The sequence below is a fragment of the Roseateles sp. GW821-FHT02E12 genome (assembly GCF_059421665.1).
On record NZ_JBWKVK010000005.1, the window covers coordinates 222,580 to 244,054 of the forward strand.

At 67.8% G+C, this 21,475-nt stretch carries 13 protein-coding genes; all 13 read right to left on the reverse strand.

Features of this window, described 5'->3' with window-relative positions; all coding sequences use genetic code 11:
• Window positions 1–117 precede the first annotated feature (117 nt).
• The 13 genes from AC07V5_RS28355 to xylA all read right to left on the reverse strand — a co-directional run bounded on the left by AC07V5_RS28355 (window position 118) and on the right by xylA (window position 21,475).
• Window positions 118–1,497 (reverse strand): glycoside hydrolase family 5 protein, encoded by a 1,380-nt coding sequence (locus tag AC07V5_RS28355; RefSeq protein ID WP_495118959.1) that lies wholly within the window; start codon window positions 1,495–1,497, stop codon window positions 118–120.
• A gap of 103 nt (window positions 1,498–1,600) precedes the next feature.
• Window positions 1,601–2,368, reverse strand: coding sequence for a PEP-CTERM sorting domain-containing protein (locus AC07V5_RS28360; RefSeq protein ID WP_495118960.1), 768 nt, complete (start codon window positions 2,366–2,368; stop codon window positions 1,601–1,603).
• Window positions 2,369–2,387: 19 nt separating this feature from the next.
• Window positions 2,388–3,566 carry a glycoside hydrolase family 5 protein gene (locus AC07V5_RS28365; RefSeq protein WP_495118961.1) on the reverse strand — a complete coding sequence of 393 codons (1,179 nt, stop codon included), beginning with the start codon at window positions 3,564–3,566 and terminating at the stop codon, window positions 2,388–2,390.
• On the reverse strand, window positions 3,563–5,077 hold the full coding sequence (locus tag AC07V5_RS28370; RefSeq protein ID WP_495118962.1) for a GH39 family glycosyl hydrolase: 1,515 nt from the start codon (window positions 5,075–5,077) through the stop codon (window positions 3,563–3,565). Before AC07V5_RS28370 ends, AC07V5_RS28365 begins: the two co-directional genes overlap by 4 nt.
• 65 nt (window positions 5,078–5,142) lie before the next feature.
• The gene (locus tag AC07V5_RS28375; protein WP_495118963.1) at window positions 5,143–6,711 is read right to left on the reverse strand and encodes a family 43 glycosylhydrolase; all 1,569 of its coding nucleotides are present in this window, start codon (window positions 6,709–6,711) and stop codon (window positions 5,143–5,145) included.
• 2 nt (window positions 6,712–6,713) lie between these two features.
• Window positions 6,714–8,138: an MFS transporter gene (locus tag AC07V5_RS28380; RefSeq protein ID WP_495118964.1), complete on the reverse strand. Its 1,425-nt coding sequence runs from the start codon at window positions 8,136–8,138 to the stop codon at window positions 6,714–6,716.
• The gene (locus AC07V5_RS28385) at window positions 8,135–9,496 is read right to left on the reverse strand and encodes a GH1 family beta-glucosidase (RefSeq protein ID WP_495118965.1); all 1,362 of its coding nucleotides are present in this window, start codon (window positions 9,494–9,496) and stop codon (window positions 8,135–8,137) included. The genes AC07V5_RS28380 and AC07V5_RS28385 overlap by 4 nt, the downstream gene beginning before the upstream one ends.
• Window positions 9,497–9,517: 21 nt before the next feature.
• Entirely contained in the window at window positions 9,518–10,795 is a 1,278-nt protein-coding gene (locus tag AC07V5_RS28390; RefSeq protein ID WP_495118966.1) for a GDSL-type esterase/lipase family protein, read from the reverse strand.
• A gap of 1 nt (window position 10,796) precedes the next feature.
• The gene (locus AC07V5_RS28395; RefSeq protein WP_495118967.1) at window positions 10,797–13,088 is read right to left on the reverse strand and encodes a glycosyl hydrolase family 95 catalytic domain-containing protein; all 2,292 of its coding nucleotides are present in this window, start codon (window positions 13,086–13,088) and stop codon (window positions 10,797–10,799) included.
• Window positions 13,085–15,253 (reverse strand): hypothetical protein, encoded by a 2,169-nt coding sequence (locus tag AC07V5_RS28400; protein ID WP_495118968.1) that lies wholly within the window; start codon window positions 15,251–15,253, stop codon window positions 13,085–13,087. Before AC07V5_RS28400 ends, AC07V5_RS28395 begins: the two co-directional genes overlap by 4 nt.
• Window positions 15,250–16,893 carry a DUF5597 domain-containing protein gene (locus tag AC07V5_RS28405; protein WP_495118969.1) on the reverse strand — a complete coding sequence of 548 codons (1,644 nt, stop codon included), beginning with the start codon at window positions 16,891–16,893 and terminating at the stop codon, window positions 15,250–15,252. Before AC07V5_RS28405 ends, AC07V5_RS28400 begins: the two co-directional genes overlap by 4 nt.
• Window positions 16,894–16,953: 60 nt before the next feature.
• The gene (locus AC07V5_RS28410; protein WP_495118970.1) at window positions 16,954–19,971 is read right to left on the reverse strand and encodes a TonB-dependent receptor; all 3,018 of its coding nucleotides are present in this window, start codon (window positions 19,969–19,971) and stop codon (window positions 16,954–16,956) included.
• A gap of 187 nt (window positions 19,972–20,158) precedes the next feature.
• Window positions 20,159–21,475: a xylose isomerase gene (gene xylA / locus AC07V5_RS28415; protein WP_495118971.1), complete on the reverse strand. Its 1,317-nt coding sequence runs from the start codon at window positions 21,473–21,475 to the stop codon at window positions 20,159–20,161.

Genomic DNA, 21,475 nt, shown 5'->3' on the forward strand with positions numbered 1-21,475 from the left:
GGGCCGAGCGCCGGGCCGCCCCAAGCCGGCCCGCCGTGGGCGATGTGCTTGCGGCTGAACGCCGCAAGCATCGCCGTCCCCTAGGGGGACCGCCCGCGTACCCGCGGGCGAGGGGCTTCATTTAGCGGCATTCACGATCGCGCTGATCAGGCTGGGATAGGTCTGAACGCCGGTGTTGCGGTCAAACAGCCCCATGCTGTGGTTGGCGCTGGGCGAGCCGGCATCCCACCACACCGGAATGGCGCCATGCGTCCAGGCCGAGCGGGCGACGTAGCGCGCCCAGTTGGTGCGGTAGGTTTCGGCGCCCGCATGCTCGGTGCGCCGGATGGCGCCGAACTCGCCCAGGATGACCGGGATGCCGGCATCGACGAAGCGGGTCTTCATCTTCTGGAACTGCGCGTCCACAAAGGCCTCGTTGGCCCAGGTCTCGGTGGCCGACGCGTCCGTCGCGGCCGCGCCCCATTGCCAGATGTTGCTGTTCTCGTTGAGCGTGAAATCGTAGGGGTCGTAGAAATGCACCTCCATCATCAGCCGCTTGGTGGCCGAGTCGTTCGGCACGGTGGCGAAGTTCACCGTGTGGTCGATGTTGGTGTTGAATCCCTGCACGACGAGATGGCGGGCCAGGTTGCCGCCGCCCGTGGCGCGCACGGCGTTGACGAAGGTCTGGTTGAAGCCGTTCTGCACCGTGTAGTACTCGACGGTGGGCGTGCCGTAGTCGTTGGTGACCATCACCTCGTTGGTGCCGGCGAACAGCAGCGTGTCGTCATAGCCCTTGAAGTTGTTCGCGATCTGCGTCCAGAACTTGGTGATGCGGGCATTGGCCGTGGCCTGGGCCGCATAGGTGGGCTGCATCCAGCCACCGTCCCAGTGGATGTTGATGATGGCGTAGAGGCCGGCGTTCTTCGCGTAGTTGACGACCTGGGTCGCACGGGTCATCCAGGTCGCGCTGATGTTGTCGTTGGCATCGGCGTACTGCTTCCACGACAGCGGGATGCGCACGGTCTTGAAGCCGGCGGCCTTGACGGCGTTGAAGAGGGCCTGCGTGGCAAGCGGGTTGCCCCAGGCGGTTTCGCCGCCGATGGCCTCCAGCGAGTTGCCGAGATTCCAACCCGCGCCCATCAGCTTGGAGAGCTGGAGGCTGGTCAAGTCGCGCATGCCGGGCACGGTCACCGCGAAGGCCTGCGTCGTCTTGGCGCCGCAGCTGTTGGTGTAGGTCGCGGTGGCCGTGCAGCTGGCCTTGGCCGTGAGGCTCTGCTCGCGGGCGGTTCCAGAGCTGCCGCAGCCGCTCCAGGCCCAGCTGCCGCCGGAGTTGGGCTGGGGGCCGAGCGCGATGGCGGTCCCGGCGGCGACGCTCGTGGACGCGGTCTGCGTCCAACTGCTGCCGACCTTGATGTAGGGCGTGACGGCCGTGGGGTTGCAGGTTGCAGCGACGGCGTCCGGCCGGCCAACCAGCGCGAGCGCCAGCAGGCACAACGAAGTCCAGATTCTTGATTTCATGGTTTTGTCTCCTGGGGTGGAATGCGGCGCGGCACCTCGTCTCGGGCACCTGCGCCAGGGGTACGGGCGCTGCTCTCCCGGCAGCGCTCGATCTCGGAAGCTTTCAGCGGCGACGTCGCGTGGCGAGCGCCGCCAGGCCCAGGCCCAGCAGCAGCGCCGATGTGGGCTCGGGCACCGGTGCGGCGGCGGCCATAGCCTGGGCCGAGACGGTGATCCACAGCTGGCCCCAGGCGGCGTCGGCGCTCGGGTTGTCCCAGTACACGCTCAGCGTCGTGGGCGTGTCGGTCTGGCTGAAGTCGGGCGAGTCGAAGGCCCAGGCCTGGCTGCTGTCAAAGGCGCCACCGGTCTCGTTCGCGATCCCCAGGCTGGCGGTGGCTTGCGCCAGGCCGCCGTCGGCTGCGGCGGAGAGACCGTCGAGCTGGGCGGTCACGACGATGCGTGTACCGGCACCGGCCATCACGCGGCCGCTGAAGATCTGAGAGATGGCCCAGGCAGACAACCCGTCGGCCGCCGTTGCGCTCGCCGATCCCGCCGCGCTGCTGAGATCGGCTGCGCTGCTGATGGCCGCGTTGGCCTGCGTTGAGCCGAAGAGCGCCTGGGCCGACAGCGCGTCGCCCAGCCAGCCCAGCTGCTCCTGGCTGTTCAGCGGGTCGGGAATCTGCGCGCTGGCGCTGGAGGTGCGCGCCACCCAGTCGACGTTGTTGACCACCCAGACCCAGGGCCAGTTGCCGTCGTTCGGCGTTAGGTCGACGACGTCGACGCGAACGTGGGACAGCGAGGCGCTGGCCGTGGCCGAGTGGGCCAGCGGTGCCATCAGGGACAGGAACAGGCAAAGCAGCGGCTTCGCCTTGAGAAGGCGTGATGTGTTCATGGTGAGTGGGGTTGTGCTGTCAGCTCGCCGCGTCGACGAGGGCCTTGATCAGCTCGGGATACACCTGCGCGCCGGTGCTGCGGTTGAACAAACCCATGCTGTGGTTCTCGGTCGCGGCGCCGGCGTCCCAGTAGATGGGCACGGCGCCGTGCGTCCAGGCCGAGCGGGCGATGTATTTGTCCCAGGCGAGGCGGTAGGCCTCGGCACCGGCGTACTCGGTGCGGCGCATGGCGCCGAACTCGCCGAGGATGACCGGGATGCCCTTGTCGACATAGCCCACCTTCATCTTCTGGAACTGGGCGTCCGCGTAGGCCTCGTTGGCCCAGGTCTCGGTCGCCTTGGGGTCGGTTGCGCCGGCGCCCCATTGCCAGATCGCGCTCTTCTCGTTGAGCGTGAAGTTGTAGGGGTCGTAGTAGTGCACTTCCATCATCAGCCGGTTGGCTGCGGTGTCGGTGGGCATGACGGCGAAGGCGAGCGTGTGGTCGATGTTGGTGTTGAACCCTTGCACGACAAGGTGGCGCAGGGCGTTGTTGCTGCCGGTGGCACGCACGGCCGTCACGAAGGCCTGGTTGAAGCCGTTCTGTACCGTCACGTACTCGGCCTTGGGCGTGCCGTAGTCGCCTTCCACCATGACCTCGTTGGTGCCGGCGAACAGCAGGGTGTCGTCGTAGGCCTTGAAGTTGTTGGCGATCTGCGTCCAGAACTTGGTGATGCGGGCGTTCGCCACGGCTTGGGCGGCAAAGGTCGGCTGCATCCAGCCGCCGTCCCAGTGGATGTTGATGAGGGCGAACAGGCCGGCGCTCTTGGCGTAGTCGACGACCTGCGTGACGCGGGCCATCCAGGTGGCGCTGATGACGTCGCTGGCATCCGCGTACTGCTTCCACGACACCGGGATGCGCACGGTCTTGAAGCCGGCGGCCTTGACCGCGTTCATGAAGGCCTGCGTCGTCGCCGGGTTGCCCCAGGCGGTTTCGCCACCGATGGCTTCGAGCGAGTTACCGAGGTTCCAGCCCGAGCCCATCAGCTTGGAGAGCTGCAGGCTGGTCAGGTCGCGCATGCCGCTGGGTGCCGGCGCTGGGGCCGGTGCGGGCGCTGGCGCGGGAGCCGGAGCCGGAGCCGGCGAAGCTGCGGCTTCCGCGCCGCCGCCGCCACAGCCGGTCAGCGGCAACAGCGCAATGACTACATGGCGGCGCCTCATGCGCCCACCTTCTTCAGGCTCAGCAGCACGACGTCGTGGCTGCGCAGCTTCAGGTTCACCGTGGCCGTGCCGGCGGGGCCGACAACCAGCTCGCGTTGCAGCTCGGGCTTGTCCGTCGTCAGTGCCTGCAGCTCGGCCAGTTGCTTGGCATCGAGGTTCTTTGGCGAGCCCATCTTCAGGTAGGCGGTGTGGGCATCGTTGAGTTCGTAGCCCGTACGGCGTTGCGTCAGCTGGTAGCGGCCGGGCGGGAGATGGCGCAGTTCGACAGTGGCGGTGCCGACGTCCTTTGACGGCCGCGGCTTGCCGAAGAAGCTGCGGTTGCTGACTTTCTGCTCGGTGTTGCGCCAGTCCCAGACGATGGCCTGGAGTTGCTGGCCGTCCGTGGCCGCCCAGGTCTGCTCGTCGTTCGTGGGCACCTGCTTGCCCTGCAGCGCCGCCAGGTATTTGTAGGCGAACCAGGTCGGCTTGCGCACGCCTTCGCGAGTCATCAGGCCGAAGCCGCCGTGGAAGGGCGCGTCCGGCGGACCGGGCTCCTCGAACAGGTCGCTGTAGACCCAGTAGCTCATGTGCTGGGCCAGGCCCTGGCTCTGCTTGAGCTTGGTCAGCACATAGGGCGCGCTCATATAGCTGTCGTGCACGAGGTCGCGCGGGTTGTAGCTGGTGCTCCACTCGGTGAAGAACATCGGCAGGCCGGGCAGGTGCGAGGCCTCGATCTCTTTGCGCACGCGCTTCACGTCGCCGATGATGGCGTCGGGCGTCGCCAGCAACATCAGGTCTTCCTTGCCGAACTCGTCCAGGAAGCCGCCGTCCACGCCGTAGGTGTGCACGGTGATGAAATCGACGGGCGTGTTCGTCACCTTGGCATGCGCCAGGAACTCGGGCACCCAGGCCGCGCCGGCCGTGGACGGGCCGCCGACCAGCAGCTGCGGGTCGATCGCCTTGATCGCCTTGGCCGTGCGTGTGTAGAGGTCGAAGTAGGCCTTCTGGTCGGCACGCTCCCAAAAGCCGTCAAGGTTGGGCTCGTTCCAGACTTCGAAGTACCAGCTGCGCACCTCCTTCTGGCCGTAACGCTGCAGCAGGTGGCGGGTGAAGGCGTCGATCAGCGCCACCCAGCCGGTGGGCTCGGGGTGGGAGGTGTTGCCTTCCCAGTAGAAGATCTTCAGGTCCGACGTTTTCAGCGCCAGCGGCGTGAAGCCCAGCTCGACGAAGGGCTTGATGCGGCGGGCCAGCATTGCGTCGTAGAGCTTGTCGATGCCGGTGAAGTCGAACACCAGCTGGCCAGCGGCGTCGCGCGTCACCGTCTTGAACACGTCGTGGAAGATGGCGTGGAAGCGCAGGTAGCGGAATCCCAGCTCGTCCACCGTCGTCTTCAGTTGCGCCAGCGCATCCTCGCGGTAGGTCGTGCCGGGGTAGTCGGCGCCGACGCAATGGTCGAAGAAGCGGTCCAGCGGCTGCTTGGCTTCGGCGAGGTCCAGCACGATGCGGCGCTGAGGTGTGGCGGCGAACGTCATAGGGCTGACAAGGGGAAGGGTGGCAGCAGCCAGGAGTTGGCGGCGGCGGAGGGAGCGAAGCGAAGTCACGTCGGGAGTCCTCTGTAGACGAAGTTGCGGGCGCGCACCTCGCCGGCGCCCGCGCTGAACAGCGCAGGGCGAAGGCTGACGAAGCCGCCGAAGACGTTGTGATGCAGGCCGGAGACCTCCATCTGCCAGGAGTGCTGTTTCCAGGTCTTGCCGCCGTCGTGCGAGTAGTGCCAGGTGACGACGTTCTCGCGGTTGACGACGCGGATGTGGACACGGCGCGTCACCATGGCTTCACGCATCCACGAATGCTCCTGGCCGTAGCCGTAGGTCAGCATCTGCGTCGTGCTGAAGGCGATGCCGACGTGGCCGCGCTCCTCGTAGAACAGCGCCAGGCCGCCGTGGCCATCGCCGCTGATCTCCAGCTCGACCGTGACCTCGTAGCTGCGGTCGCCGCACGCGCAGGTCAGCGGCGAGGAGTCTGGCAGCGCCTTGCCCTTGCCGCGGATGACGAGGGATTTTTCCTCGAAGCGCAGGCGCTTGGCTTCGTCGGGCCCGGGCGCGTGGAAAGCCCATTGCAGGCCGAGTTTGCCGCTGGAGAAGTCGTCGGACAGTGCGAAGCCCGCCTTGCTCGGCTTGCCACCGCGCGGTTTTGGCAGCGGCCTGTCCAGCGTGCCGCCCTTGGCGCGCAGCCAGCCGTCCTTCGTCCATTCGACGGGCTCCAGCAACGCCTGTCGGCCCAGCGTTCGCATGCCGTTCTCGTAGCCGTGATAGACCATCCACCAGTCCCCCGCCGGCCCCTCGACGACGCTGGCATGGCCGCGCGACCACCAGGGTTCGTCGATGCTCTTCGTGCGCACGATGGGGTTGTTGGGCGCGTCTTCCCACGGCCCGTGCACGGAGCGCGCGCGGGCCACGGTGACCATGTGGCTGGTGGGCGGCCCAGCGGTGCCGCCTACCGCCGAGATCAGGTAGAACCACTCGCCGCGCTTGAGCAGCTTGGGGCCCTCGGGCGCGAACATCTCGACGACCCAGTCCTTGGGGTACTGCCAGGGCTTCCAGGCGTTGTTCTCCAGCGCGCCGTCGGTGGCCAGGCCGTCGTCCTTGAGCCGGATGCGCCGGCCGCCGTTGACAAAGAGGTAGCGCTTGCCGTCCTCGCCCACCACGTGGCCGGGGTCGATGCAGCCAGGCACCTTCAGGTCGATGGGTGCGCTCCACGGGCCGCGGATGTCGTCGGCGTGGATGACGTAGATGCCCGTGCCGGCGTCCTGCAATACCGGGATGTAGATGTAGAAGCGGCCCGCGTGCTTGATGAGGTCCATCGCCCACACGGTGCCGATGGGCTGCGTGAGGGCCGCGGTGATCGGCGTCCAGTTCACCAGGTCCTGCGAGTGCCAGATGACGGCGCCCGGGTAGGACTGGAAGGACGAGAACGTCATGTAGTAGTCGGCACCGTCCTTCAGGATCGTTGGGTCGGCGTGGTCACCGGCGACGATGGGGTTCAGGTAGGTGCCGTTGCCGAGGTCCGCCTTGCGTTGGCCTTCGATGCCGGCGCCGGCGCGCGGCGCCGCGATGGCGGGGATGGAGGCGCCGGCGAGCGCAGCCTGCACGGCCATGCGGCGGGACATCGTCATACCTTGCCCCGCACCGCTTCGAGCTTGCCGCGGATCTCCAGCATGCGCGCTTCCGTCAGCGGGAAGCGCAGGATGGCGATCAGCGCCAGCACCAGGCCGATGACGGGGATGCCCGACAGCAGGATGCGGATCCAGAACAGGGACTCCGGCGTCTGGATGTCGTGCTTGGCGTCGAAGCCGGTGAACTGCAGGATCCAGCCCGACGCGCCCACGCCCAGCGCGATGCCGACCTTGGAGATCCAGGACTGGCAGGCCGAGAACGAGCCCTCGCGGCGTTGGCCGGTCTGGTATTCGTCGTAGTCGACGACGTCGCCGATGGTGGCGGCGTACAGCGTCCAGAAGCCCGCGCCGGTGAAGGCGACGAAACCGCAGGCGAAGAGCTGCAGGTAGGGCAGTTCGGGGTCGTACAGCCACCAGTCACCGATGAAGGCGCAGATGGCCAGGCTCAGCACGCAGGCCAGGCCCGTGCGCTTGCCGAAACGGCGCGCGATGCCGGAGAAGAACGGGATGCCCGCGAAGCCGAAGGCCATGCCGGCCAGGCCCATGGCGGTGTTCCACTTCGTCGCGAGCACGATGTCTCCCTTGCAGACGTAGTAGACGGTGGCGTAGTAGCCCAGAGCGCCGACCATGGCGGTGCCGATGCTGTAGGCCAGCGACATCGTCAACACGGCGCGGAAGGGCTGGCAGCGCAGCGTGCGCCACAGCGTGTCGGCCAGCGGGATGTGGGTCTGCGTGCGCGACACCAGCTTCTCGTAGTAGCGCTCGCGCACCAGCAGGAAGATGGCGATGGACACCGCCACCATGATGGCGCCGAGGATGCTGGTGTAGACCTGGGCGCCGCGCAGGATGTCGGGTTTGCCGTTGGCGTCGTTGAAGATGGCCAGCGTCGTGAACTGGGCGGCGAAGAACATCGCCAGCTCCGGCCCCTTCTGGATGGCGTTGCGCACGGCCATGACGCTGGTGCGCTCGTGATAGTCCGGCGTCATCTCCGCGCCGAGGCTGACCCAGGGCATGTTGAAGCAGCTCATCACCGGCACGTAGATCACCATGCTGATCAGCATGAAGCTGAAGTACTGCATGTCGGTCCAGCCCTTGCCGACGGCGAACATCAGCGGCAGGCCGATGCCGGCGAGGATGCCGCCCACGAGGATGAACGGGCGCCGGCGCCCGTACTTCGTGCGCGTGTTGTCGGAGAGCCAGCCGAACACCGCATCGGAGCCGGCGTCGATGAAGATCTTGATGGCCTGGACCGTGGAGATCAGCCCGGGGGCCACGCCGAGGAAGATGTTGAACACCTGGAAGGCCAGCGACGCATAGAGCCAGTGGCCCCACATGTCGAGGATGGAGCCCAGGCCGAAGCCGATCTTCTGCTTCAGCGGCAGGCGATCGGCCCGCGCCATGTGGAGGGTGGCGGTGTTCACAGGATCCTGCGTGCTTTGATGATGTCGGCGTAGTACAGGGCGGACAGCTTGGGCGTGCGCACCTGCGTCTCGTAGTCGCAGTGCACGATGCCGAAGCGGCGCTGGTAGCCGTCTTCCCACTCGTAGTTGTCGATGAAGCTCCACAGGAAGTAGCCGTGCAGCGGCACGCCGTCGCCGATGGCGCGGTGGGCTTCGCGCAGGTGGTTGCGCAGGAAGTCGCGGCGGTGCAGGTCCAGCACCTCACCGTTCACCACCGGCTCGTCGTTGTAGCCGCAGCCGTTCTCGGTGATGTAGAGCGACTGGTGGCCGTAGAGCTCATGCGCGAAGCGCGTGGCCCAGTAGATGGACTGGGGCACCAGGCGCAGCCAGGGGCTGTCGGCGCGCGGGTAGTTCACCGGGTTGGGCAGGGCGTCATACGCCGCGCCGTTCTTGCCGGCGCGCACATAGGTGCCGGTGTAGATGTTCAGGCCGAGGTGGTCGGTCGGCAGGCTGATGAGGTCGAAGTCGCCGGGCTCGACATGCGGCGCGTCGGCGCCAGCGCGGGCCAGGTAGTCCGCCGGGTAGTGGCCGGCATGCATGGCGCCCAGCACATGGGCGTTCTTCTCCAGGAACCAGGCTTTGGCCGCTTCGATGTCGGCCGGCGTCTCGGTGACAGGGATGCAGACATCGCAGTTGTCCGTCAGGCCGACCACGGCGCCGGCGCCGCCGAACTCACGCACCGCGCGCACGCCATGACCGTGGCACAGCAGCGCGTGGTGGAAGGTCTGGTTGACGACGGCCGCGCTCTCGGTGCGGCCCGGCGCCTTGGTGCCGTAGCCGTAGGCCAGCTGCGTGAAGCAGCGGATCTCGTTCATCGTGATCCAGTGCTTGACCTCGCCCGCGAAGGCCTTGACGACGGTGTCGGCGTAGCGGCCAAAGGCGTCCACCGTGACTCGCTCGGTCCAGCCGCCGCGGTCTTCCAGCGATTGCGGCAGGTCCCAGTGGAAGAGGGTGACCCAGGGCGTGATGCCGTGCTTCTTCATGCTCGCGAAGAGGCGGTGATAGAAGTCCAGGCCGGCCTGGTTCAGCTCGCCGTCGCCGTTCGGGTAGATGCGCGGCCAAGCCAGGGACAGGCGGTAGCTCTTCAGGCCCAGCGAGGCCATCAGCGCGAAGTCCTCATCGAAGCGGTTGTAGTGGTCGCAGGCGATGTCCAGCGTGTCGCCGTCATGCACCTTGCCGGGCTGGCGGGAGAAGCGGTCCCAGATGGATTCGCCCTTGCCGTCGGTGAAGGCGGCACCCTCGATCTGCGGGGCGGCGGCGGCAACGCCGAAGACGAAGTCGGCGGGGAAGGGGCTGGAGTACGTCAGGGAAGAGGTCATGGGGTACTTCGCTGCGCGCCGTCAGGGCGCCAGCATCGGGGTCAGGGTGGCATCCAGGCTGCGGGCCCAGATCTCGTAGCCTTGCGGACTGAGGTGCAGCCAGTCCGGCAGGATGTCTTTGGACAGCGTGCCGTCCGGATTCATGAGCGCGCGGCCGATGTCGAGGAAGACGACCTGGCGGCCATCGGCGAGCGCCGGCAGCAGTGCATTGATCTTGGCGTTATGCCGGCGCGTCAGGTCGTCGGGCTTCTCGCCGCGCGGGAACAGGGCCAGCAGCAGCACCTTGGCCTGGGGCTGGCGTTGGCGGATCTCGTCGAGGTTGCGCTTGATGCCGGCGACGGTGAAGGCCGGGTCTTCGAGTCGATCGCCGGTGTTGTTGGTACCGATCATCACGACGACGGCCTTCGGGCGCATGCCGTCCAGCTCGCCGTGCTGCAGGCGCCACAGCAGGTTCTCGGTGCGGTCGCCGCCAAAGCCCAGGGCGACGGCGTTGTGCTTGGCGAAGTGCGCGGCCCAGGCGGCCTTACCCTCGTTCTCCCAGCCCTGGGTGATGGAGTCGCCGAGGAAGACGAGGTCCACACGCCGGCCGGCCTCGCGATGCGCGCGGATCTCTGCCAGCTTGGCCTCGTGGCGCGGCAGCCACCACTCGACGGCCCAGGACTCCTGCAGCCGCTCGGGCGTGACGGACTGGGTGCGGTAGTCGGGGCAGGAGGTCGTCGCCTTGCCGCGCTTGTTCAGGCGCAGGTTGGCGATCTGCAATTCGCCGCTGCCCGTGCCTTCCAGCGTGAAGGGCACGTTCACGGCGCTGAAGTCATCGCCCTCGCGCCAGAAGCACTTGAGCGCCAAGGACAGGTGCTGGCGGCCTTTGCCAATCAGTTCGCGGCCGGCAAACAGAAAGGGCACCATGCGTTCGCAGTCCTTGCCGCAGCCGAGCTTGAACTTCATGCCGCCGTTGGCGAGGTCGACGACGTTCAAGTCGAACTCGACGGTGCCTTCGGCGAGGTAAGGCCGCAGGTCCAGCGGCGCGCCGTCCTGCCAGCGCGCCTGGGCGATCCAGGTATTGCTGAACTGCAGCGTTACGGCGCCGTCGTCGCCGCGGCGGGCGGCGACATGGCTGTTGGGCACGCGCGGGTTGGCCGGCTTGGGCACGGTGACGCGGTCACCGGTGAGCTTGGCCTCGCCTTCGAAGTCGGTGACAGCGATCTGCCAGCCCTTGGCAGGCCGGCCGACATCCAGGTCCATTGACTGCGCTGTCAATGGCAGCAAGGCAGCGAGAGCGAGCAGGAGAAAACGATTCATGTCAGAGAAAGTCCTTGGCTTGCAGCGTGCGCGACTGGCCGGGCTTGAGCTTCAGCTCGACGACGCGCTCGCCCAAGCGAACACGACCGCCGCCAGCGCCGGCCACCGAGCGCACGGTGGCGCTCGTGACGCGGCCGCGTGCCCAGGCGATATCGACCTCGAAGCCGCCGCGTGCGCGCAAGCCCTTCACAGAACCCTCGGGCCAGGTCGCAGGCAAGGCGGGCAGCAGGTCGATGACGCCGTCCTGCGATTGCACCAGCATCTCGGCGATTGCGGCGGTGGCGCCGAAATTGCCGTCGATCTGGAAGGGCGGGTGGGTGTCGAAGAGATTGGGATAGGTGCCGCCTTGGTGGACCTCGGCGCCCGGCCGAGCTGCCGTGGCGCCGGGTTGGGCCAGCAGGCCGCGCAGCAGGCGGTGGGCGTGGTCGCCATCGCGCAGCCGTGCCCAGTAGGCCATCTTCCAGGCCATGGACCAGCCGGTGCTGACGTCGCCACGCGCGTCCAGCGTCTTGCGCGCGGCGGCAGCGAGCTCGGGTGTGCGCTGTGCCGAGATCTGGCGGCCGGGGAAGAGGGCGAACAGGTGAGACACATGGCGGTGCGTGTCGCGCGGTGTGTCCAGTACGGCGTCCTTCAGCTCGTCCTGCCATTCGAGCAACTGGCCCCAGCTGCCCACGCGCGGGCCGGCAAGGCGGTCGCGCAGCGACAGCGCATGGTCGCGCGCTACGCGGTCGCCGAGCACGTCGGCGGCCTGGGCGGTGTTGTCGAAGTGATCCCACAGGATCTGCTGGTCGTAGGTGACGCCGTCGGCCACCGGGCCGTGCTCGGGCGACCAGCCGTTGGGTGCGACGAGGCGGCCATCGGGCCCCGCCTTGAGCCGGTCTTCCCAGAAGTCGCTGACCTCCTTCAGCACCGGCCAGGCCACGTGCCGCAGGAAGGCCTTGTCCTGCGTGAAGGCGTAGTGCTCCCAGAAGTGGCGGGCATACCAAGCGTTGCCCGTCATGTTCCACAGATAGCCCAGGGCGCCGAAGGGGTTGGTTTCGGTGCGCAGCGTCCAGCCGCGCACGGGCTTGCCATCCGCGGTGAGGAAGGTCTCGACGGGCGGCTGCATCGAGTTGTCCCAGGGCGGCGTCTCGGGGGGAAGCGCTTGGGCGTCCTTCAAGGCCAGCGCCGCGCGCTCGGCAACCGGGCGGCGCCACATCGGCACGAGGTTCCGCACAAAGGCGTGCAGTGGCCGCGCTGTCTCCGCCAGGTTGGTCGGCTCCGCCGGCCAGTAGTTCATCTGCAGGTTGATGTTGGAGTGGTAGTCGCTGTTCCACGGCGGCGTAAGGCTGTCGTTCCACAGGCCCTGCAGATTGGCAGGCAGCGAGTTGCGCGAACTGCTGACGAGCAGGTAGCGGCCGTACTGGAAGTACAGCGCCTCCAGCTCGGGGTCACCGCCGCTCCTTGTGTACGCGGTCAGGCGCGCGTCGGTGGTCAACGCGCGGCGTTCGGCCGGGCTGCTGCCGAGGTCGAGCTGCACGCGGCCGAGCAAGGCCTGAACGTCGCGCTCATGCTCGGCGCGCAGTTGGGGCCAGGGCTTGGCGGCGGCAACTTGTGCCTGCACGCGCGGTAGCGGCGCGGCGCCGTTGACCCGGCCGGCCGCGTAGCTCGTGCCTGCGCCCAGGATGATGGTCAGCGAGTTGCAGCCACGAAACACCAGCGTGTTGCCATCGCTGGCGACGCTGCCACCTTCGTGCTGCACGCGCAGCTGGCTGGCGTAGGCCAGGCCGTTGGGCAGCGTGCCCACAGCGGTCAGTGTCTGGTTGGCGGCGCTGAGTGCGGCGCCATGGTGGTCGGTCAGCGCGATGCGGCCGTTGTAGCGGCCGGGCTGGTCGGCGCTCAGCCGCCAGGCGATGACTTGGGCCGGGTGGCTGGCAATGGTCTGGCGCTCGAAGCGCACGCCCGCCTGGTTGTACGTCAGGCGGTGGCGGGCCCGTGCAATGTCCAGCTCGCGGCGGTAGTCGCTCACGGGCGACTGCGCGCCGTCGAGTTCCACCACCACGTCGCCAAACGGCTGGTAGGCGCCCATGGCCTTGGCGTCGCCCGTCCACAGCGTGATGTCGTTGAACTGCAGCCGGTCGCGTGCAACCTGGCCGAACAGCATGGCGCCGAGGTGGCCGTTGCCAACGGGCAGGGCCTGTTGTTCCCAGCCCTGGGCCGTGTCGGGTGCGGGTTGGTCGTAGCGCAGCACCAGCTCGGCGGCCTGCAGCGGCAGCGCGATGGCGAGGCAAAGGGCGAGCAGTGATGCCCTCATACGCGCGGCTTGCCGATGATGACGCCGCGGCCTTCCGGCGCGAGGTAGACGATGCCGAACTCCAGCGGGTCAGCGGCCAGCGCGTTCAACCGGCCGTAGCGGTGGCGGTCGTCGTTGATGCGCTGCCAGCTGGCGCCGGCATCGATGGAGCGGAACAGGCCTTCGACGGGGTCGCCGTTGACGAGCACGCGGCCCCAGACGTAGACGGCGTGATAGCTCCCGCCTTCGGCCGCCTTGCCGATGGCCACGCGCCAGGGCTCGACGACACCGCGCAGGCCCTGCGCCTTGGCGTCGACGCCGGGGAAGTGCAGCAAGCCTTCGGGCAGTGCCAGCCAGAGGTCGCGCAGCTTGCCCGACGCGCATGCGAGCTGGGCCGTCTGCCAGCTCTGCAGCTTGGGCAGGCCGGTGATGCCAGGCTGGAAGCTGGCGCCGCCGTCGGCGCTGACGAGGATGCGGCCGTTGGCGCGGTCATGCACATAGAAGATGCCTTCGACGGCGCGGTCGGCCACCGGCATGAGGGCGACGTCGCGTTCGGCTGGCCAGCCCTGGCTGACAGCCCAGGTCTTGCCGCGGTCGCGAGAGAACAGCGCGGCCTGCTTGTCGGGCACCCACAGGAAGAAGCCGCCCTTGGCCGACACGGCGACCTGGCCGGTCTGCGCGTTCCAGCCCTCGGGCGTCTTGGTGTTGCGCGACGACGGGCCGAAAGGCCGCCAGCTCGCGCCGCCGTCGGGCGACCAGTAGCCGCCGTTGGCCGCCGCGTCGGACGTGCGCGCGACGATGCCGGGGTTGAGTTCGGCATAGGCCACCGAGCGGCAGCTCTCACCGGCGGGCAGGAAAAGGCCGTTCTTCGGGCCCTGGCCGATGTCGTCCCAGGCGGCGCCGGACACATCGCCCATGGCTGCCAGCAGCGAGGCGCCGCCGGACGGGCTCTCCAGGCCGAGCGTGGCAGTCTCCTCGAGGTTGTCGACCGTGAACGCCCAGTTGACCTTGGCCGCGCCGAGGTTGGCCGTCATCCACAGCCCATAGCCCGTGCCGTAGACGGCACGCTCGCCGTCGTGCGGGTCGATCTTGATGTCTGCCAGCCAGTGGCCTTGCTTGTGCTGCGTCTTGCCCTGGTAGGCCTGCAGCCAGGGGTGGGTGCTGGCGTCGAAGGCGGAGCGCGGGCTCAGCGGTGCCCAGCTCGCGCCGAAGTCGTCGGAGACGTAGATCTCGTCGCCGGCCGACCAGCGCTCGATGGTGGACACGACGAGGCGGCCGGGGCGCTTGGCATCGACGTCCAGGCCGGAGTAGCCGAAGGGCTGGGCGGAGGTCGGCTTGACGGGCGTGATGTCGCGCCAGCGGCCGGCCGGCTCGCGGTGCCAGACGCTGCCGGTCTTGGCGTAGCTGGGGTTGACGACGGCGTTGTTCTCGCCAGCGGCGAAGCTGACGTAGAGCGAACCGTCCGGCCCGAAGGCCGCGCGCTGTGGCGCTTGGGCTGGCAGCTCGGCAATGCGCGTGAAGCTGACGCCGTCATCGTTGGAGACGAACAGGCCGGGTTGGTCGTGGCTGCCGACGTAGACGGTGCCCTTCTTCGGCCCGAACAGCACGAGGGACACATGCTTGGCAGGGAAGCCGCCGAGCTTGGAGAAACGCTGGCCGCGGTCGGTGCTTTGCAGCAGCCCGTCCTGCGTCGTGCCGAGCAGCAGACGTTCGGGGCGATTGGGGTCCACCTGCAGACGCTCGCCGGTGCCACGGCCAGGGCCGTTGCCCATCAGCTTGAGGCCAAGTTCGTGCACCGCCCAGGTCGCGCCGCGATCGTTGGAGGCGAGCAGCGCCGCGCCGCGCGCCCATTGATGCGTGTACAGGCCGCAGGCGGCGTAGACGCGGTTGGCGTCGCTCGGGTCGACGGCGAGGCTGAGCACGCCCATCAGGTCCGAGTCGGCCTTGTTCAACTGGTCCAGCAGCGGCAGCCAGCGCTTGGCCGCCGGGTCGAAGCGGTAGGCGCCGCCGATGTCGGTGCGCGCGTAGAGCAGGCCCTGCTCGCGCGGGTGAAAAACGAAGCCATCGATGAAGCCGCCGCCGCCAAACGTCAAGCTGCGCCAGTCGTAGGCCGGCGCGCCTTCCGCGCCCCAGGCCGGCAGGCCGAGCAGGCCCGCTGCCTGCAGCAGGTGGCGGCGATGGATCACTTGGCGCGGCCCATCTTGACCTTGAGCATGACGGGCTCGGACGGCAGGTTCAGGCCGTAATCGACCTGGTCGCCGTTCCAGACGCGCTCCATGACCCAGCGGCCTTTGTCGTCGAAGCGGCCCTGTTCGGTGCGCAGCATGAAGCCGTTCGTGCCGGGTGCTGCTTCCATGCGCACGCGGGTGCGCTGGCCGATGACGATGAACTCGTCGTCGCCGATCTGCGCGATGGCGACGCCGCCGCCGGGCTGTTCGGTGCCGGCGGGGACCTTGTCGGTCATCTTCCAGCTGGTCTCGCCGAACTGCCATTCGCGGTAGCTAAGCTTGGCCAACCAGCCGGGGAACTCCAGAACCTGCGGTTTGCGGTCATCGCCCTCGGCCGCGCCGCGCGTGCGGCCGTCGAAGGCCCATTGCGCCCATTGGCGCTGGATAGGCGCGAACATCTTGAACACGCGGCCGAAGGGCTCGACCATCGTGTGGTCCGTCGCCGTCGAGCCGAGCGGGAAGTTGCTGTAGTTGAAGTAGTCGATGCCGAATGGCGCCACGCCCAGCGCGCCCTTGCCGAGCACGGCGTAGAGGTGGCGCGCATAGATCGCCGAGTTGCCGATCTCGGGCACCCACAGCGCGTTGTCCGCCCGTTGGAAGAGGCCCAGGTTGGCATTCACCTGCGCGGACTCGGCGTTGTAGATGTCGGGCGCGACGATGTCGAGGGCGGGGGCAGCGGCCTTGTAGATGTCGATGACGTCATGCGTCGGGCCACCGCTGGCGAAGTCCTTGTTCCAGGGCTTGGGCGGCTGGTCCAGGGGGTTGCGCAGCGCGTTGTTGACGTACATCGGCAGGTCGTAGACGGCGCGACCAGCGGCAGCGATGTCACCGATGTAGCGGGCGATGGCCCAGGCGTGGAAGTACTCGTCGGCGTAGTCGCCGTAGACCTCGCGCCAGGTGCCCGACGCTGCAGCCACCGGCTTCTTGCGCGCCAGCACGGCGGCCGGCACGGGTTGCTCGAAGGCGGCCTGCGCGGCGGGCGCGAAGTCGCGCACCAGGTCGTAGGTGCCGACCTCGTTCTCGACCTGCACCATCAGCACGGTGCGCTCGGTCGAATCGATCTTCTTCAGGTGCGCCATCAGCGCGACGAAGGCGCGCTTGTCGGCCTTGAGCGTCTCGACGCCGAAGGGGCTCAGGCTGTAGTTCGGCTTGCCTTCGCGGTCCAGATTGGCCGGGAAGCGCTTGGGATTGAGCTTGACCCAGGCGGGCGTGTACTGGGCGCTGGTGTTCTTCCAGGTGGCGAACCACAGGATCACCAGGCGCTGCTTGTGCTCGCGGGCCTGCTTCACCAGCACGTCCACGAAGCTGAAATCGAACTTGCCCTCCTCGGGCTCCACCTGCTCCCAGGCCACCGGTATCAGCACCGTGTTGGCCTTCACGTCCTTGGCGGCGTCCCATACGGGCTTGAGCGCGGCGGGGTAGTTGCTGGAGTTGTGCGCCTGGGCGCCCAGCATCAGGAAGGGCTTGCCGTCGACGAGCAGCGCGTGCCGCCCGTCGCGGGTGACGAGGCGGGGCGCCTCGGCGGCGAGTGCGGCTTGCGTGGTGAGCAGGCAGGCCAGTGCCGCCGCGGCAGCCGAAAGGAGGGTGGTTGTCTTCATCGGAATCCAGGGATTGCGAAAAGGTCCGGCGACCCGAGGGCCGCCGGACCGTGGCCAGGCTCAGAAAGAGTAGCTGGCTTGCACCGAGTAGCGGCGACCGGTGTAGTTCACGCCGCGCGTCATCATGCCGATCTGCTGCTGCATCAGCTGGCGCGCCACCGTGTTGCCCAGGTTCTGCCCTTCCAGGCTCAGGCTGAAGTTGTCGAGCACGCGGTAGGTGATGCCGGCGTCGATCTGGCCGTAGGCGTCGCTCCAGGTCGGCAGCGCCCAGGCGACGCTGTCGCCATTGGCCAGGCGGCCATCGCCACCGCGCGTGCCGTTGACGTTCACGCCCTGCAGGTACTTGGAGCGCCAGCTGTAAGCCACGCGTGCCGAGACCGGACCCCAGTCGTACAGCAGCGCCAGGTTGTAGGCGTGCTTGGACAGGTTCTGCAGCGGCAGGTCACCGAAGGTACGGCCGTCGGTGTCGCAACCGTTGATGTTGAGGTTCAGGTTGTCGGCGTTGGTGCTGGTACCGGCGCAGTAGGCACTGAGGACCGGGCTCTTGAGCTTGGTCTTGCTGTCCACGTAGGTGTAGTTGGCCTGCACACCGAAGCCCGACCAGAAGCCCGGCAGCATGTCCAGGTAGCGCTGGAAGGCGACTTCCATGCCGCGGGCGTGGCCGTTGGCGCCGTTGACCGGCGAGGTCACCGTGAAGTTCAGCGGCGTGTTGTTGGCCGTGTCGCGCAGCGCCACCGTTTGCGCCTGGTTGACGATGACGTCCTTCAACTGCTTGTTGAACACGGCCACCGTCAGCGAACCGTTCTTCGAGAAGTACCACTCGCCGGTGAAGTCGATCTGGTTGGACTTGATCGGCTTGAGCATCGGGTTGCCGTTAGCCGAACCCGCCAGGTTCACGCTGTCGATGACGACGGTGTTGCCAACCGTGTGCTGCGTCGTCGTCAGCGTCATCGACGTGTAGGCCTGCAGCTGCGAGAAGTCGGGCCGCGTGATGGCCTTGCCGAGGGCCGCGCGGAACTGCAGCGCATCGCTGAGCTTGTAGCGCAGGTTCAGGCTGGGCATCACGTCGACATAGTTCTGCTCGGCGTTGATGGGGCTGCTGAAGCTCTGGATGGTGGGCACGGTCACGCCGCCCTGGCTCTGGCCGGGCTGGATCGAGGTCGCCTGGTTGGCGAACACGGTGTAGCCCTTGGCCTTCATCTCGGTGCGCACGGCGCGCAGGCCGACATTGCCGTCCAGCGGCGTGCCCGAGTCGTTCAGGTCAAAGCGCAACTGGGCGTAGCCGGCCTGGCTGCGCTCGTGCTGCTCGTTGGTGCCGGCGGGGTCGGTGCCGAAGCTGGCAGGTGCCCAGGCCGGGCAGCCGCTGCCCCAGCCTGCGGCGGCGGTCTGCTCGGCGCACAGGATGTCGTGGTACTTGTGCAGCGCGGTGTAGCTGTTCGGGTAGTCCTTGGCCAGCGACACGGCCGGCACATAGACGCCCGGCACGCTCTGGCCGCCGAAGAAGTTGGTGAACGGGTGCAGGCTGACCGGCGCGTTGAAGCGCGGGTCGTTCAGGCGCGCCACATGGTTGATGTCCCAGCCCTGTTGCCAGGTCTGCGTGATGGCCGCCCAGTTGTAGCCAGGCACGGTGTTGGTGGTGGTTGCGTCGCGCTGCGTCAGGCGCACGCCGAACTGCAGGTCCTGGAACACCGGGTGGTCGAAGTTGACCTTGGCGTCACCGCGCCAGACCTTGGATTCGGCCTTGCTGCGGTCCAGGTGTTCCATCGTGAACGCCCAGTAATAGTTGCCCAGGTCCTTCAGCGCGGCCAGGTCGGTCGCGTCGAAGACGACGCGCGGCGTCGAGCCGGACAGGTCCAGCGTCTCCTTGGGCATCTGCAGGCCGGTGGCCACCGTGGAGTCGAAGGCATTGGTCGTGGACTTCACCACTTGCAGGTCGGTGCTGAAGCTCCACTTGTCGTTGGCCTTCCACTTCAGGTTCCAGCCCAGGTCGCGGGTCTTGGAGTTGCGCGACATGTAGCGCGTGTCGGCACCGAAGTTGACGCCGCCATCGGTCGGTGCCGTCAGCGTGCCGGTCAGCAGGTTGCCGCTGGTGCCATAGGTGGCTCCGGGGGAGATCTTCAGGTTCCAGGGGTTGGCACTCGAGAACAGCGCGTTCTCGTCCCACTGCATCTTGTACTTGGACTCGAAGTAGGTCAGCGAGCTGCTGACGTCGTCGTTCTTGTACTGCAGCGCGCCGTAGGTGCCCTTGCGGGTGCGCTCGAAATTGGAGTCACGCCACTGCGCGCCCTTCGGAACCCAGTGCGTGCCGTCGACCTTGAAGTAGGGCTCGACCTGCCAGAGGTCGGTGCGGGTGCTGCTCTCGCTGTGCGCCAGGCTCAGCAGCGCGCCGAACTCGCCGAGGTCGGTCTTCCAGCGGTTGGACACCAGGCCCGACACGGCCGGGCTCCACTTGCCTTGCAGCTGGTTGTAGTTGCCGCTGGCGGTGATGCCGCCCTTGAAGCCGGCGTAGTCGAAGGGCAGGGCGGTGCGCAGGTTCACGAGGCCGCCGATGGCGCCTTCGATCTGCACGGCCGACGGGTTCTTGTAGACGTCCACGGCGGACATCAGCTCGGGCGGCACGTCTTCGAAGTTCAGCGCGCGGCCGCCGTTGGCGGAGAAGGTGTCGCGGCCGTTCACTTCGGAGCGGACATAGGACAGGCCGCGGATGTTGACGCTGGAGCCTTCCACCGAGTAGTGCTCGGGGTCGCCCTTGGACATGGTGCGGTCGATGGTCACGCCGACGACGCGCTGCAGCACTTCGGTGATGGAGCGGTCGGGCAACTTGCCGATGTCGTCGGCGACGATGGTGTCGACGATTTCGTCGGAGTCCTGCTTGAACTTCTGAGCCGACTGCAGGGCCGCGCGGCGGCCGCTGACGACGACGGTCTCGATCTTCTGGGCTTGCTGGGTTTTGGCTTCGGGGGCGGATGCAGCCGCCGCGGGGGCGGGCGCGGTCTGCGCAAAGGCCATGCCGCTGCAGAGCAGGGCGGCCTGGGCGGCGGCAATGGAGATGGCGGTTCGGCGGTACTGGTTTTTCACTGTGTCTCCTCTCGTTGTCATGGGGCTCTTGGCCTGTGTCTTACAGCTGGTTCGGCGGAAAAAGGGCAGGGGTCAACATCGCCCGGGTCGACGGGCGCGTGGCGTTTGAGCGAGGGTGTTCGTCATTGGCAGCGTTGTCGGTCCGGGTGTGCTGGGCGGCGGGGGTGGTGAATCGGGTGTGGGGCGCTCAGCCGCAGAAGCGGTTGACGAGGTTCTCGAAGACTTCCTGGCGGCCCGACACGGGCGCCACGTCGGTGTTGCCGGCGAGCACCTGGTCGGCCAGTTGGTCCAGCGTGCGGCGGCCTTGCAGGATGTCCTGGCCGAAGGGGGTGTCCCAGCCGGCGTAGCGGCCGTCGACGGCAGCCTTGAGGCGCCCGTCGGTGACCATCTTTTCGGCGATCAGCAGGGCCTGGGCGCAGACGTCCATGCCGCCGATGTGGCCGTGGAAGAGGTCGGCCGCGTCGATGCTCTGGCGGCGCACCTTGGCATCGAAGTTCAGGCCGCCCGAACCCAGGCCACCCGCCTGGAGCACGTGGTACAGGGCCACGGCCGTCTCGGGCACGTTGTTGGGGAACTGGTCGGTGTCCCAGCCCAGCTGCGGGTCGCCGCGGTTCATGTCCAGGCTGCCGAGGATGCCCAGCGCCCCGGCGGTGGCGATCTCGTGCTCGAAGCTGTGGCCCGACAGCGTGGCGTGGTTGGCCTCGATGTTGACCTTGACCTCTTTCTCCAGGCCGTAGCGCACGAGGAAGCCGTAGACCGTGGCGGTGTCGAAGTCGTACTGGTGCTTGGACGGCTCGCGCGGCTTGGGCTCGATGAGGATGGCGCCCTTGAAGCCGATCTTGTGCTTGTACTCAACCACCATGGTGAGGAAGCGGCCGAGCTGGTCCATCTCCTGGCCCAGGCGCGTGTTCAGCAGCGTCTCGTAGCCCTCGCGGCCGCCCCACAGCACGTAGTTCTCGCCGCCGAGCTTGAGCGTGGCGTCCATCGCATCGCGCACCTGCAGCGCGGCCATGGCGAACAGCGCCGGGTCGGGATTGCTGGCCGCGCCCGACATGAAGCGGCGGTGGCTGAACAGGTTGGCCGTGCCCCACAGCAGCTTCAGGCCGGTGGCCTGCTGCTTCTCGCCGAGCACGTCGACGATGCGCTGGAAGTTCTCGTGGCTCTCGCGCGGCGTGGCGCCTTCGGGGGCGACGTCGCGGTCATGGAAGCAGTAGTAGGGCGCGCCGAGCTTGGCGAAGAACTCGAAGGCGGCGTCGGCCTTCAGCTTGGCGAGTTCCATGGGGCTGCCGCCCTGGAACCAGGGGCGCTCGAAGGTGGCGCCACCGAACGGGTCCAGGCCGGTCCAGACGAAGTTGTGCCAGTAGCAGGTGGCAAAGCGCAGGTGGTCTTCCATGCGCTTGCCCAGGACGATGCGGTCCTTGTCGTAATGCTTGAAGGCCAGGTCGTTCTGGCTGTCGGCGCCCTCGAAACGGATGGGCGCGATGTCGTGGAAATAGCTCGTCAT

Bases quoted from the DNA above. Each gene is read 5' to 3' on its own strand.
- xylA (WP_495118971.1), bottom strand. From the start codon at position 21,475: ATGACGAGCTATTTCCACGACATCGCGCCCATCCGTTTCGAGGGCGCC.
- AC07V5_RS28360 (WP_495118960.1), bottom strand. From the start codon at position 2,368: ATGAACACATCACGCCTTCTCAAGGCGAAGCCGCTGCTTTGCCTGTTC.
- AC07V5_RS28375 (WP_495118963.1), bottom strand. From the start codon at position 6,711: ATGTCCCGCCGCATGGCCGTGCAGGCTGCGCTCGCCGGCGCCTCCATC.
- AC07V5_RS28365 (WP_495118961.1), bottom strand. From the start codon at position 3,566: ATGAGGCGCCGCCATGTAGTCATTGCGCTGTTGCCGCTGACCGGCTGT.
- AC07V5_RS28370 (WP_495118962.1), bottom strand. From the start codon at position 5,077: ATGACGTTCGCCGCCACACCTCAGCGCCGCATCGTGCTGGACCTCGCC.
- AC07V5_RS28405 (WP_495118969.1), bottom strand. From the start codon at position 16,893: ATGAAGACAACCACCCTCCTTTCGGCTGCCGCGGCGGCACTGGCCTGC.
- AC07V5_RS28355 (WP_495118959.1), bottom strand. From the start codon at position 1,497: ATGAAATCAAGAATCTGGACTTCGTTGTGCCTGCTGGCGCTCGCGCTG.
- AC07V5_RS28385 (WP_495118965.1), bottom strand. From the start codon at position 9,496: ATGACCTCTTCCCTGACGTACTCCAGCCCCTTCCCCGCCGACTTCGTC.
- AC07V5_RS28395 (WP_495118967.1), bottom strand. From the start codon at position 13,088: ATGAGGGCATCACTGCTCGCCCTTTGCCTCGCCATCGCGCTGCCGCTG.
- AC07V5_RS28390 (WP_495118966.1), bottom strand. From the start codon at position 10,795: ATGAATCGTTTTCTCCTGCTCGCTCTCGCTGCCTTGCTGCCATTGACA.